The sequence below is a fragment of the Nostoc sp. NMS9 genome, from assembly GCF_017114995.1.
In the GTDB taxonomy this organism is placed as follows: domain Bacteria; phylum Cyanobacteriota; class Cyanobacteriia; order Cyanobacteriales; family Nostocaceae; genus Nostoc.
In genome coordinates, this window is the sequence record NZ_JABXKL010000070.1 from 1 (window position 1) to 12,655 (window position 12,655).

Sequence of the window (12,655 nt, forward strand, 5' to 3'; positions counted from 1 at the left end):
ATGGGATATCACGATTACTCCAGTTTGATTGGGATCTTATTTTCTTGCAAGTCCCTTACCGCATCTATTCTATGTTTAACCTTATCAAAATCAATATTTACCCAAATATAGGTTTTATCAGGTCTTTGCCGCTTGTTATTCATATATGGTTTTACTTGTCAATATATTTTGTTATATCTATACAATATAGTCTTCTCAATTTCTAAACTACTTTCTCTAGATATATAAGTAAATATGCTTAATATTTACTTAAGGTTTTATCGCAATCCGATTTGATTTTTAAATTTATTTGCGTGGTGTGTGAAGCATAGCGCAAGCGTTATAGGCACGGGATAGGGAATCAGCCTTAGTTATACAGAGTTTTTTCTCGCAATCAAATAGGATTGCTATAGCTGCAAGAAGTCTATTGAACTTCTTGCATGAATCAAAGAGCTTTCACCCTAAATCCCTCTCCCAAGTTTGGGAGAGGGACTTTGAAATTGGCTCCCCTTCTCCCAATTTTAGGAGAAGAGGTTGAGGGATGTAGCAAGATTCCGTAGGGTGGGCAAATTTTGCATTTGTGCAAGAGGTCTAATCAAATGGTGATTTGATTAATATGGGCGCACAATTATTATCTATCTATTGAAAGAGACGCGATATTTCGCGCCTCTAAGAACCAAAATCAAAATTCTAAGTGTTAGCTTAAATCTTTGTTTGTAGATATTGCACCAATTGCGGTGCTTGCATCACTCCCTCTATCCGCTCCACAGGCTTACCCTGCTTAAACAGTACTAAGGTTGGGAGAGAAGCAATTTTATACTCAGTAGCCAAATCTGTGTATTTTTCTGTGTCGATTTTGACAATCCTTAAGCGATCCTTAAGTTGGGCATTGACTTGCTCTAAAATTGGCACCATCATTTGACAGGGACCACACCAGTCAGCATAAAAATCTACTAATACAGGTACATCAGAAGCAGACAGCATATCTTCAAAGCTGTTAAATTGCTTTTTAGTTGCCATGTGACACACACCGATTTTCAATTGTTTGTTTCAATAGTAGTTCTTAGAAAATAAAATCGGTATAGGTTTATGGGTTTTTGTTGGGAAAAGATTAGATTAGTTAATATAGAATGATTTGCTAGCCAAAAATCTTAAATAATTATAATAAAATACGTATATTATTTTAAGTTGTGCATCTGCATTAGATATGTATTGAAACCTATCCTGACCAACCAAATAATTATAAAGGCGTTCACAAGAGTGATATCAACGAAGGGTGTAGCTGCAACACTTTCTAGTCTATCCAGCCAGGTGAATATATTGCTTCAAGTTATTCATCCATTCACACTATAGATATTTAATTATAGTAAAACGTTAATTCGTGTTATTCGAGTTATATAGCAATCCTATTTGATTTGTGAGAATTCCAACCCACAGATCCTTGACTTTTATCAAGTCACGGATCTTGTTTCTGCGCGTTTGATTCAGGATAGCTACATCTAGCTAAATACCACGTATAACTTTATCTATTAGCTATCTAACTTGCAGCATCACAGCAAGATTATCACCCTGCAAGAGTTAGATTTTATTCAGACAATATTCAGATGTTCCCGAAATCGCCATAAGATAATTAGCGCGGTATTTCTAAGATTGAGGAACATTAAATGACACTATTACAAGATAAAGTTGCAATTGTCACAGGTGCATCCAGAGGAATTGGCCGAGCGATCGCAATTGAATTAGCCTCACAAGGAGCGATCGCAGTTGTCAATTATGCCAGTTCGAGTGCTGCTGCTGAGGCAGTTGTTACAGAAATTACAGCAGCAGGAGGTCAAGCGATCGCCATCCAAGCTGACGTTTCTAAAATTGAGCAAGTAGACGCACTAGTTAACACCGTCATCGAAAAGTTCCGCCGTGTGGATATTTTGGTCAACAACGCAGGTATTACGCGCGACACACTGCTTTTGCGTTTGAAGCCAGAAGATTGGCAAGCTGTGATAGACCTTAATCTAACTGGTGTTTTCTTATGTACACGTGCAGTCAGTAAAATCATGCTCAAACAGCGATCGGGGCGGATTATCAACATTACCTCCGTTGCTGGGCAAATGGGCAACCCAGGCCAATCAAACTACAGCGCCGCTAAAGCAGGTGTAATCGGCTTCACCAAAAGCGTTGCCAAAGAACTTGCCTCTCGCGGGATCACCGTTAACGCCGTCGCCCCTGGATTCATTACCACTGACATGACTAGCAATCTCAACAACCCCGAAGATATTCTCAAATACATCCCACTCGGTCGCTTCGGTCAGCCAGAAGAAGTTGCTGGGATGGTGCGCTTCCTGGCTGCCGATCCCGCCGCCGCCTACGTCACTGGACAAGTTTTTAATGTCGATGGCGGTATGGTGATGGCCTAAATAGTTCAGCTAAATAATTGAGAGGTAGCGATTGTTCGTAGTTGGCGCTCTAGCGCTAAAGCGCCAACTACGAACTTATTAAATAAAACTTGACAAACTAATTATGAAAACAGACTCCATTTTTTATCGTTTATTTCAAACTTTTCCCAGTGCTTTTTTTGAATTAATTAATCTGCAAGCATCAGAAGCAAATGCATATAATTTCGCTTCAGTAGAATTAAAGCAAACAGCATTTCGCATTGATGGAGTCTTTCTTCCTGTTGCTGATACTAGTAGTCAGCCGATTTATTTTGTGGAGGTTCAATTTCAAAAAGATAACGAATTTTACGCTCGTTTATTTTCAGAAATATTTCTGTATTTACAACTTTACGCACCTACTACAGATTGGCGAGCAGTAGTTATATTCCCTCGCCGCAGCCTTGAACCAACCCAAGTACAACCGTATCGAGTCTTACTCGAAAGCCAACTTGTAATGAGGCTATATTTAAACGAGCTTGGAGAAGTAGCTGAACATTCCTTGGGAGTTGGTATCATCAAATTAGTAGTTGTAAATAAAAAACAAACTCCCCTATTAGTCAAAAGTTTGATTACAAAGACACGTTCCGAATTGAGCGATAAAGCACTTCAACAAAAAGTGCTAGATTTAATAGAAACAATTGTACTTTACAAACTACCGCGTATCAGTCGTCAGGAGTTAATAAAAATGTTTGGACTCGGTGATTTTGATATCAAAACTACTAGAATTTATGAGGAAGTCCGTGATGAAATCATTGAGGAAGTCCGTGATGAAATCATTGAGGAAGTCCGTAATGAAGTCAGGCAAGAACAGACTCTAGAGGTAGTCATGCGTCAGCTACAACGACGCATTGGTAATTTGAGTCAGCAATTGTCAGAGCGTATCAGTCAGCTATCTATCGAACAGCTTGAAAATCTAGCCGAGGCACTGTTGGATTTTTCCACAGAAGGAGATTTAGTCGCTTGGTTGCAAGACAATTCAAATCAAGCTTGAATTTTTGGTGGACTGAATAAACCATAGTAGGGCTAGCATTGCAATGCCCACCCTACAAACAACTAAGGCTGTTGGCGTATCCTTTGCCAGACAGTAAAGCCCAAAAGAAGGATAATGCTACTGGCGGTTGTCAGCATCACAGCTAAACTCATACCTTGTATTCTCATCGCTAGCAAGTTGAAAACTAAGGTAATTGACCAAAGCGTAAACGCAGCATGGCGCTGGGAGAGTCCCCAAGCAAGTAAGCGGTGGTGCAGGTGGTCTTTGCCAGGAGTACTGAGAGGGTTATTTCCTGCTAGTAACCGCCGCACAAATACTTGAGTGGTGTCTAGCACCGGTAACAACAGAAATAAAACCGTAGGAATTAGCGCATAAATTGTGTTTTGTTGCAGTTTGCCTAAAATACTAGTTGCTGCCAACACATAACCGAAAAAGTATGCTCCGGCATCACCCATAATAATTCGTGATGGATGGAAATTATGGCGCAAAAATCCTAGTGCAGCACCTCCCAAGGCTGCGAGTACTAAGATTGCCGCGGCACGATTGTTAAATTGAGCTGCAACGCCCAACAAACTCATGGCGGTAATAAAGCTAATTCCTCCTGCCAGTCCATCCATACCATCCATCAAGTTGATGGCGTTGGTAATCCCTACTACCCATAGTACTGTTAGCAACATGGACAGAAGCGAGTCGATGGGAGTGCCAAACAGGACTTTGACGCTGATGCCATTTGCTACGAGCAACAGTGCCGTGACAATTTGCGCCCACAATCGAACAGAGGGCGGTAAGCCAAACTGATCGTCAATAAAGCCCACAAGGACTAATATCGAACCCCCCAACAGAATAGTGAGCACTTGAGCCAATACGTTTTGGAGTTCGATCGGTCGTAAAAGGCTAGCTAATACCAGCGCGGCAATCACGCCCGCATAGATAGCCAGCCCCCCTGCATTCGGTAAAGGTTCTCGGTTGAGTCGCCGTGCGTTGGGTTGGTCAGCCCAACCTACCCGCAAGGCGAATTTGCGTACTGTCGGAATTAAACGCCAAGTTACAAGGCAAGCCAAGAGGAACGTAAATACTACTGCCAACCAGCCGGTGCCGCTAGGGTCGGCAATACCAAGGGACTTAAGGGAGTTGTCTAGATTCATCTCCCAATTCAAGCATTACTGCCAGTATCTAATATGAGCATCACCTGTATATTAATCAATTTTTTTTATTTCCATTTGTAACTTGAGCAGCTTGAGAGATTAGCACTCTGGCGCTGTGAGTGCTAAATTGTCTAATGGAAGCGCTGGAGAAATGAAACATGGCGAAAATTATTGCATTTGACGAGGAATCTCGGAGAGCTCTAGAAAGGGGTGTTAACGCCCTTGCCGATGCTGTAAAAATCACCTTGGGGCCTAAAGGTCGCAATGTCCTTTTAGAGAAAAAATTTGGCGCACCTCAAATTGTCAACGATGGTATCACTGTTGCCAAGGAAATTGAATTAGAAGATCCTTTGGAAAATACTGGTGCAAGACTCATCCAGGAAGTGGCCTCAAAAACTAAAGATGTCGCTGGAGATGGTACAACCACCGCCACAGTTTTAGCACAAGCCTTAATTCGAGAAGGTTTGAAGAACGTCGCGGCAGGTAGTAACCCTGTTAGCTTGAGACGCGGGATCGACAAAACTATTGAGGCATTGGTACTGGAAATTGCCAAAATAGCCAAGCCAGTAGAAGGAAGTGCGATCGCTCAAGTTGCAACTGTCTCTGCTGGTAACGATGAAGAAGTTGGTCAAATGTTAGCTCAAGCAATGGAAAAAGTCACCAAAGATGGTGTAATTACCGTTGAAGAATCTAAATCCTTAACCACCGAACTAGAAGTAGTTGAGGGGATGCAGATTGACAGAGGTTATATTTCTCCCTACTTCGTCACCAACAACGAACGGCAAATCGTCGAATTTGAAAACGCCCGGATCTTGGTGACAGATAAAAAAATCAGCAGCATCCAAGATTTGGTGCCAATTTTGGAAAAAGTTGCCCGTTCTGGTCAGCCTTTGCTAATTATTGCTGAAGATGTCGAAGGTGATGCTTTGGCAACTTTGGTGGTGAACAAAGCGCGGGGTGTACTGGCCGTGGCTGCAATTAAAGCGCCTGGGTTTGGCGATCGCCGCAAAGCTTTGTTAGAAGATATTGCTATTCTCACCGATGGACAGTTGATTTCGGAAGAAATCGGCTTAAGCTTGGATACCGCTGCTCTAGAAGCGCTGGGAACTGCTCGCAAAATCACCATTGACAAAGAAAGCACCACAATTGTCGCTGGTAGTGTCACCAAACCAGAAGTACAAAAGCGGATTGGTCAAATTCGCAGACAGTTAGAAGAAACTGATTCTGAATACGATCAAGAAAAACTCCAAGAACGCATCGCCAAGCTCGCTGGCGGCGTGGCAGTGATTAAAGTGGGTGCGGCAACCGAAACCGAACTCAAAGACCGTAAACTGCGGATTGAAGACGCGCTCAACGCTACTAAAGCTGCTGTGGAAGAAGGTATTGTTCCTGGTGGTGGGACAACCTTAATTCACTTAGCTAAGGTGGTAGAAGCGATTAAAAAGACCTTACAAAATGACGAAGAAAGAATTGGGGCTGATATTGTCGAACGAGCGCTAGAAGCCCCCTTGCGCCAAATAGCAGACAACGCTGGTGCTGAAGGTTCTGTGATCGTCTCGAAAGTCCGCGAGAGCGACTTCAACATTGGCTACAACGCCGCTACTGGCGAATTTGAAGACTTGATTGCTGCTGGTATTATCGACCCTGCCAAAGTCGTGCGTTCAGCTTTGCAAAACGCTGGTTCCATTGCTGGTTTGGTCTTAACCACCGAAGCGATCGTTGTTGAAAAGCCAGAGAAGAAATCCGCTGCTCCTGCCCCTGATATGGGCGGTATGGGCGGTATGGGCGGTATGGGCGGTATGGGCGGCATGGGTGGCATGGGCGGCATGGGCATGTTCTAATTTCTGCTGACCTAGATAAATATTTTTTAAACAGTTTGTCTTGCCAAGGCAAACTGTTTTTTTGTAGCATTGCTGATTCCGAGGCAATATGTTATATCAATTCGTAATTCGTCAGATTAAATCTGGGTAATGACCAAATTAGCAACCTAAATAATTGCTTAATTTAGAAATTACCGTCTTTATATTAATTTTTGTAAAATAACGTGTAAGTTATCCTTAGAGGTTGTTTGAAAAGTATTTCACTGTGATTTTAGGCACTTTTAGATCCCCCCTAACCCACGCCAGTCGCTCCACTTGGGGAGACCCCAAGACCCTTCGGGTTCGGCAGTCCCCCAGACGCTCGTTCCTCTCTACGAGACGCTGCGCGAACGCTACCGCTAGCGCTAACGACGGAAACCGCCAAGACGGGGGCTGCCTCACCGCGTTGGCTCCCCTTAAAAAGGTGGGAACCGGAATCAAAGTCCCCCTTTATAAGGGGAGCCACTGCGTTGGGCGACGAGCCACTCTTGTTGCACGTGGCGTGGATTTAGGGGGATTTAGAACTTTTTATACCGACAATACGACTTTTCAAACATCCTCTTATGTCCTTTGTTATTTAGTAATGACAAATGACTAATGACCAATGACAAATGACTATTAGGTAATATTGCATGGCACGAAAACTACGTCGCCTTCCTAAACTACTCACCAAGCTCTATGAAGACGAGTTCCATCACCAACCAGGGACTATACCTGGAACTATTTTTATTGATGCAGATGCTCCACCACCGATAATTTTTTTGATTGACTATAACCAAACCAATTTCATCCGCGAACAAATAGAAACTCCAGAGGAGTGTGTCCCCTATCTGGAAGCGGAATCGATTTCTTGGGTAGACGTACAAGGCTTAGGTAGTCAAGATATATTACAACGATTGGGTAATGTTTTTAAGTTACATCCTCTAGTTTTAGAAGATGTAGTCAATGTACCAGAGCGTCCCAAAACAGAAGATTATGAAGACCAATTACTATTCATTGCCCGGATGGTAGTGCCAAAGGAAAGAACATGTGGTTTTTATAGCGAGCAAGTGAGTTTGATATTAGGAAAAAATTATTTACTGACAGTACAAGAGGAACCAGAACATGATTGCTTTGAAGCGGTGCGATCGCGAATTGAAAAAAATAAAGGTATCATCCGTAAACAGGGAGCGGATTATTTAGCTTATGCTCTGTTAGATGCAATTATTGATGGCTTTTTCCCAGTACTGGAGCTTTATGGTGAGCGAATCGAAGAGTTAGAAGAGGAAGTAATAGTTAAACCTACTCCCCAAACACTACAAAATATTTATCAAATTAGACGAGAATTACTACAATTACGTCGTGCTATCTGGCCACAGAGGGATGCAATTAATTCCTTGATTCGAGATGCTCCCGATTTAATTTGTGAAGAAGTGCGAATCTACCTGCGAGATTGTTATGACCATACAGTGCAAGTGATGGATATGGTAGAAACTTACCGAGAACTATCATCTGGATTAATGGATGTGTACCTTTCGGCAGTGAGTAATAAAATGAATGAAATTATGAAGGTACTAACGATAGTTTCAACAATCTTTATCCCACTGACTTTTGTGGCCGGAATATATGGTATGAATTTCAATACTGAGAAATCACCATATAATATGCCTGAGTTGAATTGGTATTGGGGCTATCCACTTTGCTGGGCATTGATGTTAGCGATCGCACTTAGTTTGCTATTCTTTTTTTGGCGAAGAGGCTGGCTGCAAAATTCTGTAGTAATCAAGCGCAATTAAAAATTGTAGATTAGCGATGAGTGAAATATATATTCATTAGCACCGGGAGTTAAGATTTTTGAGTTATGAGGAGTAGCGACCAGAATTTAGTAGTTTTGACGATTTATATTATCGGTGTTTCCTATGTTTTCAATCGCATGATTGAATCCATCGATGACCAAGTTAAATTTGAGTTTAAAAAAGGAATCGTTGACGAGCAACTCAAAGAACATAATCTCGACGATAAAATTGGAATTTCCTTTAAACTCAAACCCTCATACCCAATTGACGATTTGAAAGATTTAGGAATTAGCATTGAAAATAAATCGGATAATATTGCCCTATACGTTGACTGGGATAACAGTTCTTTAGTCGTTGAACATAGTAAGCAATCGCGCCGCGTAATTCGGAAATCACCAGACTTAACCCGCGACTTAGCAGTACCCCAAAGTCCTAGTTTGATTGCTCCTAAAAAAACACTTTCTGAAACAGTAACAGCAGAAGATGTTTTTGAGCGCGATCAAGTAGCTGGAACCTACTTAGCTAAAAAACCACTAATTGATATCAACGGTCTGCAAAAAGGGCAAAAAAAGTTGTATAACGACTTTATTAATAGAAGAAAGGAGTTGGACTTTTCCTTGCAACTGGTGCTACGGATATCTGAGGTGCGTTTAGGTTTATCCCCAGGCCGTGATTTTCCTCCCATTAGTATTATCAATTGTCCTTTCACAGTCAGGAAACTACCTTGGACTTACGCTCTACCTTGGAATAAAAAAAAGTAATGCCATGTCAACATACTAGGGACTTCCAAGATTACACTGGATCTAAGGAGAGAGTAGGCGCAGGCGGTTGCAGATCAGTCATAGTTACTGGTTTGAGGAAAGTCCGGACTCCCGAAAGACCAAACTTGCTGGATAACGTCCAGTGCGAGCGATCGTGAGGATAGTGCCACAGAAAGATACCGCCAGGACAATTAAAAATTAAAAATTAAAAATGTAAAATGAGTAATTTTTAATTTTTAATTTTACATTTTTAATTGATCTGGTAAGGGTGCAAAGGTGCGGTAAGAGCGCACCAGCAGTATCGAGAGGTGCTGGCTCGGTAAACCCCGGTTGGGAGCAAGGCGATAGGAACTACGGTTGGTCTTTTACCAGTTCCGCTCAATGAGAGCCGCTTGAGGCGTTTGGTAACAAGCGTCCCAGATAGATAACTGCCCTCGCAAGAGAACAGAACCCGGCTTATGTCCTGCTCTCTCCCCTCTAATGGAGTATGAACCTTTCATGGTTTGTACTCTATTATTTTTTGTACGGGTTTTATGCGATCGCTAATTCATCATCTAAAGCATTCCCAATATCTCTAATGCTGTATCCAGATGCCATTTAACCCGATAGAGTCCAAACAGTTTCTCTTGACTGTACCGTGCTGGGTACTCTAGTTTCCTTCCCTCCATCGTCACCTTGAGTAATGCTGACTGCTCTGGTGTCGGTGTTCCCATAGCTTCTAATGTCGCTTCTAGCGCTTCTACTTGAGAAAGCATAGGAGACTTTAATCCTTTATTCTCCGATACTTGCTTGCAGGCTATAACAGGAAAAGTCAGGAGTGCGTTAATATAAGATGCTTTATCCGCAGGGTTTCCTATTGCTTGGATGCCGTACTGTATCAGACACAAATCGCGTAATGCTCTCAAGCTTTTAACTTCTAATTCTGTGCGCGTGAACATAAAATAGAGTTACCTCTTGTAAAAGTGGGAATCGGTGGTGAACTAGTTTGCAAGACACGAACACCACCGAATTAAACTCTATTCCGTTGTTAACATCGACTTCAAGCTGTATTTACGTTTCTATATAAATGGCTAAAGCTAAGGGTAAACCTGAAAATTTTGGAAACCAACCAAGCAAGGAATTAACAGAACAATTGAATTTTCGTGTCACCAAGGAAATGAAGCAAGAAGTAAAAGCTAAAGAAGATCCTCCTGAATTTTGTCGTCAAGCTATCCAAGAGAAGCTAGATAGAGAGAAGTAGCGAAAAGTTGTTAGAGTAATAGTCCAAGAGATTTAGATATATAAGTATAGATAGCTAGTTACCTTCCCCTACTACCCTGCCCCTCTGCTCCCCTGCCCCTCCGCCCCCCTGCCCCTCCGCCCCCCTGCCCCTCCGCCCCCTGCCCCCTTTTCCCCTTATCATGTAATGCCCCTTGCCTATCCACGCCGTCAACGGCAACTTGAAAGTTTAGTCCAAAAATTTGGTTTGTCGCTAGAAGCACCTATAAAGTGGGAACTGCTGGATTTAGCGCTAACTCATCCCACTGTTTCTGATTCGGCAAATTATGAACAGCTGGAGTTTGTTGGTGATGCGGTGGTGCGGCTGGTGTCGGCTGTTGTGTTATGGGAAAATTATCCCGATTGTCCAGTAGGGGATTTTGCGGCAATTCGTTCGGTGTTGGTGAGCGATCGCATCCTCGCCCAATTGGCCAGAGTTTATGGTTTGGAGTTATACTTACTAGTTGCTGGTAGTGCTACCGCTGATAAAGTTGGTCTAGAGTCACGACTTGCAGATGCTTTTGAAGCCGTTTTGGGTGCGCTTTACTTAAGTACTCAAAATCTGGAATTGATTCGCTCTTGGCTAGATCCCCACTTCCACGAACTAGCAACAGAAATTCGCCTCGATCCTGCCAGATTAAATTACAAAGCTGCTCTCCAAGAATGGACTCAGGCGCAATTTAAAGTTTTACCAGAGTATCGGGTTGTGGAAATAACTCAACCGCATCGCAATCAAGAACGTTTCATGGCTGAAGTGTGGCTGCACGGAAACAAACTCGGAGAAGGTAAGGGGCGATCGATCAAAACTGCTGAACAAGCCGCAGCTAAAGTAGCTTTTTTAGCAATTCCTAATCCGCAAATACCCTGAGTTTAAAAGAAGGGAGATTAGTCGATAATCAGTTGATTGTCAGTGGTCATTTGTCCCTCATCTTTTGTATACAAATAACTAATGACAAATGACAAATGACTAATGACTAATAACTAATGACAAATCAAATTAAAATTGCTGTCATCGGAGTTGGGCGTTGGGGAGTGCATCTGCTGCGGAATTTCTTAGCACATCCCCAAGTAAATGTAGTTGCTGTAGTAGACCCCCATCCAGAACGATTAGCGGCGGTCAAGCAGCAGTTTAATTTAGATAAAAATGTACTATTAACAACCCAGTGGCAGGATTTAAAGACAGTGCCAGGATTAACAGGAGTGGCGATCGCCACTCCTGCTACCACCCACTATGCTTTAATTAAAGACTCTCTCCAACAGGGATACCATGTTTTAGCAGAAAAACCCCTAACTCTCGACCCCGTAGAATGTCGGGAACTTTGCCAGTTAGCAAAGCAGAATCATTTAATACTCATGGTTGATCACACTTATTTATTTCACCCAGCAGTTGAGCGAGGAAAAACTGTAGTACAAGAGAGGAAATTAGGTGATTTACGCTATGGCTACGCGACACGCACCCATTTAGGGCCTGTCCGCCAAGATGTTGATGCGCTCTGGGACTTAGCGATTCACGATATTGCTATCTTTAACGCTTGGCTGGGTCAGATCCCTGTGAAAGTACAAGCAACGGGTACTGTGTGGCTACAGGGAGCAGGTGAGCAGGGGAGCAGGGAAGCAGAAGGGAAGAAAGCTACAAATTCTCCTCTGCTTCAAGGTTTGTCCGATCTAGTATGGCTAACACTGACATACCCAGATGGCTTTCAAGCTTATATTCACTTGTGCTGGCTGAATCCTGATAAGCAGCGACGCCTGGGGATTGTAGGTAGCCTTGGTAGTTTGATTTTTGATGAAATGTCGCGATCGTCACCTCTAACGCTGCTATATGGGGAGTTTGAACAGCAGGGCAATCATTTTATTCCGGTAAATCAAAAGCAGGTAGTCCTGGAATTAGAACCAGGGGAACCATTGGGGCGAGTTTGCTCTTGTTTTGTTGTCTCTATCCTCAACAATACTCCCTTAGAGGTTTCGTCTGGCTGGGTAGGCACACAGTTAGTAGAAATTCTTGCTGCATTAACAGTATCTCTTGAGCAAGGCGGTCAACCTATTTTTCTTAACAACTGCTCTCAACTGTAATTTTCAGTTAAATAAAACTTATCTAAAGTTTTCCCAACTACACCTTTAGAGGTTATTTGAAAAGTGTTTCGCTGTGACTTTAGGCACTTTTAGATCCCCCCTAACCCCCCTTAAAAAAAGGGGGGAACCAGAATCAAAGTCCCCCTTTTTAAGGGGGATTTAGGGGGATCTAAAACTATTTGATACCGACAAAAGGACTTTTCAAATATCCTCTTATACTACAGTCTACGAAGCTCTGAGGTTCATCAACGGAGTTCAAAGACTCATTCACGAAGCTCCGAGGTTCATCAACGGAGTTCAAAGACTCGTTCACGAAGCTCTGAGGTTCATTAACGGAGTTCAAAGACTCATTCACGAAGCTCCGAGGTTCATCAACGGAGTTCAAA

At 42.6% G+C, this 12,655-nt stretch carries 11 protein-coding genes, 1 other RNA gene and 1 pseudogene; 9 read left to right on the top strand and 4 right to left on the bottom strand.

What is annotated here, in order from left to right:
• Positions 1-681: 681 nt before the first annotated feature.
• On the bottom strand, positions 682-999 hold the full coding sequence (gene trxA / locus HWQ40_RS20775) for a thioredoxin (RefSeq protein ID WP_104907825.1): 318 nt from the start codon (positions 997-999) through the stop codon (positions 682-684).
• Between the two features lie 644 nt (positions 1,000-1,643).
• Here trxA and fabG point away from each other — a divergent pair.
• Positions 1,644-2,390 (top strand): 3-oxoacyl-[acyl-carrier-protein] reductase, encoded by a 747-nt coding sequence (fabG, locus tag HWQ40_RS20780; protein WP_292781195.1) that lies wholly within the window; start codon positions 1,644-1,646, stop codon positions 2,388-2,390.
• Between the two features lie 103 nt (positions 2,391-2,493).
• Complete coding sequence (locus HWQ40_RS20785) at positions 2,494-3,399, top strand: Rpn family recombination-promoting nuclease/putative transposase (protein WP_292781197.1); 906 nt, start codon at positions 2,494-2,496, stop codon at positions 3,397-3,399.
• A gap of 62 nt (positions 3,400-3,461) precedes the next feature.
• Here the strand turns inward: HWQ40_RS20785 and HWQ40_RS20790 are convergent, their stop codons facing one another.
• Complete coding sequence (locus HWQ40_RS20790; protein WP_292781199.1) at positions 3,462-4,544, bottom strand: MraY family glycosyltransferase; 1,083 nt, start codon at positions 4,542-4,544, stop codon at positions 3,462-3,464.
• A gap of 158 nt (positions 4,545-4,702) precedes the next feature.
• Here HWQ40_RS20790 and groL point away from each other — a divergent pair, with 158 nt between their 5' ends.
• From groL to rnpB, 4 genes are all read left to right on the top strand, one after another.
• The gene (gene groL / locus HWQ40_RS20795) at positions 4,703-6,385 is read left to right on the top strand and encodes a chaperonin GroEL (RefSeq protein ID WP_292781201.1); all 1,683 of its coding nucleotides are present in this window, start codon (positions 4,703-4,705) and stop codon (positions 6,383-6,385) included.
• 650 nt (positions 6,386-7,035) lie between these two features.
• Positions 7,036-8,178 (top strand): magnesium/cobalt transporter CorA, encoded by a 1,143-nt coding sequence (gene corA, locus HWQ40_RS20800; RefSeq protein WP_292781203.1) that lies wholly within the window; start codon positions 7,036-7,038, stop codon positions 8,176-8,178.
• 65 nt (positions 8,179-8,243) lie between these two features.
• Positions 8,244-8,939, top strand: coding sequence for a hypothetical protein (locus HWQ40_RS20805; protein ID WP_292781205.1), 696 nt, complete (start codon positions 8,244-8,246; stop codon positions 8,937-8,939).
• A gap of 49 nt (positions 8,940-8,988) precedes the next feature.
• Positions 8,989-9,414: RNase P RNA component class A (gene rnpB, locus HWQ40_RS20810), an RNA gene on the top strand.
• Positions 9,415-9,493: 79 nt separating this feature from the next.
• Here the strand turns inward: rnpB and HWQ40_RS20815 are convergent.
• Entirely contained in the window at positions 9,494-9,877 is a 384-nt protein-coding gene (locus HWQ40_RS20815) for a hypothetical protein (RefSeq protein ID WP_292781207.1), read from the bottom strand.
• 128 nt (positions 9,878-10,005) lie between these two features.
• Here HWQ40_RS20815 and HWQ40_RS20820 point away from each other — a divergent pair, with 128 nt between their 5' ends.
• From HWQ40_RS20820 to HWQ40_RS20830, 3 genes are all read left to right on the top strand, one after another.
• Positions 10,006-10,179: a hypothetical protein gene (locus HWQ40_RS20820; protein ID WP_292781209.1), complete on the top strand. Its 174-nt coding sequence runs from the start codon at positions 10,006-10,008 to the stop codon at positions 10,177-10,179.
• Positions 10,180-10,344: 165 nt separating this feature from the next.
• Positions 10,345-11,064: a ribonuclease III gene (gene rnc / locus HWQ40_RS20825; RefSeq protein WP_292781211.1), complete on the top strand. Its 720-nt coding sequence runs from the start codon at positions 10,345-10,347 to the stop codon at positions 11,062-11,064.
• A gap of 116 nt (positions 11,065-11,180) precedes the next feature.
• A complete protein-coding gene (locus HWQ40_RS20830; protein WP_292781213.1) occupies positions 11,181-12,269 on the top strand; it encodes a Gfo/Idh/MocA family oxidoreductase in 1,089 nt (362 codons plus the stop codon).
• A 175-nt stretch (positions 12,270-12,444) separates the two neighbouring features.
• Here the strand turns inward: HWQ40_RS20830 and HWQ40_RS20835 are convergent.
• A pseudogene (locus HWQ40_RS20835) lies at positions 12,445-12,655 on the bottom strand (hypothetical protein); the annotation flags it as partial.

Excerpts from the sequence above, each read along its gene's own strand:
- HWQ40_RS20815 (WP_292781207.1), bottom strand. The coding sequence starts at position 9,877 with ATGTTCACGCGCACAGAATTAGAAGTTAAAAGCTTGAGAGCATTACGC.
- HWQ40_RS20790 (WP_292781199.1), bottom strand. The coding sequence starts at position 4,544 with ATGAATCTAGACAACTCCCTTAAGTCCCTTGGTATTGCCGACCCTAGC.
- HWQ40_RS20805 (WP_292781205.1), top strand. The coding sequence starts at position 8,244 with ATGAGGAGTAGCGACCAGAATTTAGTAGTTTTGACGATTTATATTATC.
- HWQ40_RS20820 (WP_292781209.1), top strand. The coding sequence starts at position 10,006 with ATGGCTAAAGCTAAGGGTAAACCTGAAAATTTTGGAAACCAACCAAGC.
- fabG (WP_292781195.1), top strand. The coding sequence starts at position 1,644 with ATGACACTATTACAAGATAAAGTTGCAATTGTCACAGGTGCATCCAGA.
- groL (WP_292781201.1), top strand. The coding sequence starts at position 4,703 with ATGGCGAAAATTATTGCATTTGACGAGGAATCTCGGAGAGCTCTAGAA.
- corA (WP_292781203.1), top strand. The coding sequence starts at position 7,036 with ATGGCACGAAAACTACGTCGCCTTCCTAAACTACTCACCAAGCTCTAT.
- HWQ40_RS20830 (WP_292781213.1), top strand. The coding sequence starts at position 11,181 with ATGACAAATCAAATTAAAATTGCTGTCATCGGAGTTGGGCGTTGGGGA.
- rnc (WP_292781211.1), top strand. The coding sequence starts at position 10,345 with ATGCCCCTTGCCTATCCACGCCGTCAACGGCAACTTGAAAGTTTAGTC.
- HWQ40_RS20785 (WP_292781197.1), top strand. The coding sequence starts at position 2,494 with ATGAAAACAGACTCCATTTTTTATCGTTTATTTCAAACTTTTCCCAGT.
- trxA (WP_104907825.1), bottom strand. The coding sequence starts at position 999 with ATGGCAACTAAAAAGCAATTTAACAGCTTTGAAGATATGCTGTCTGCT.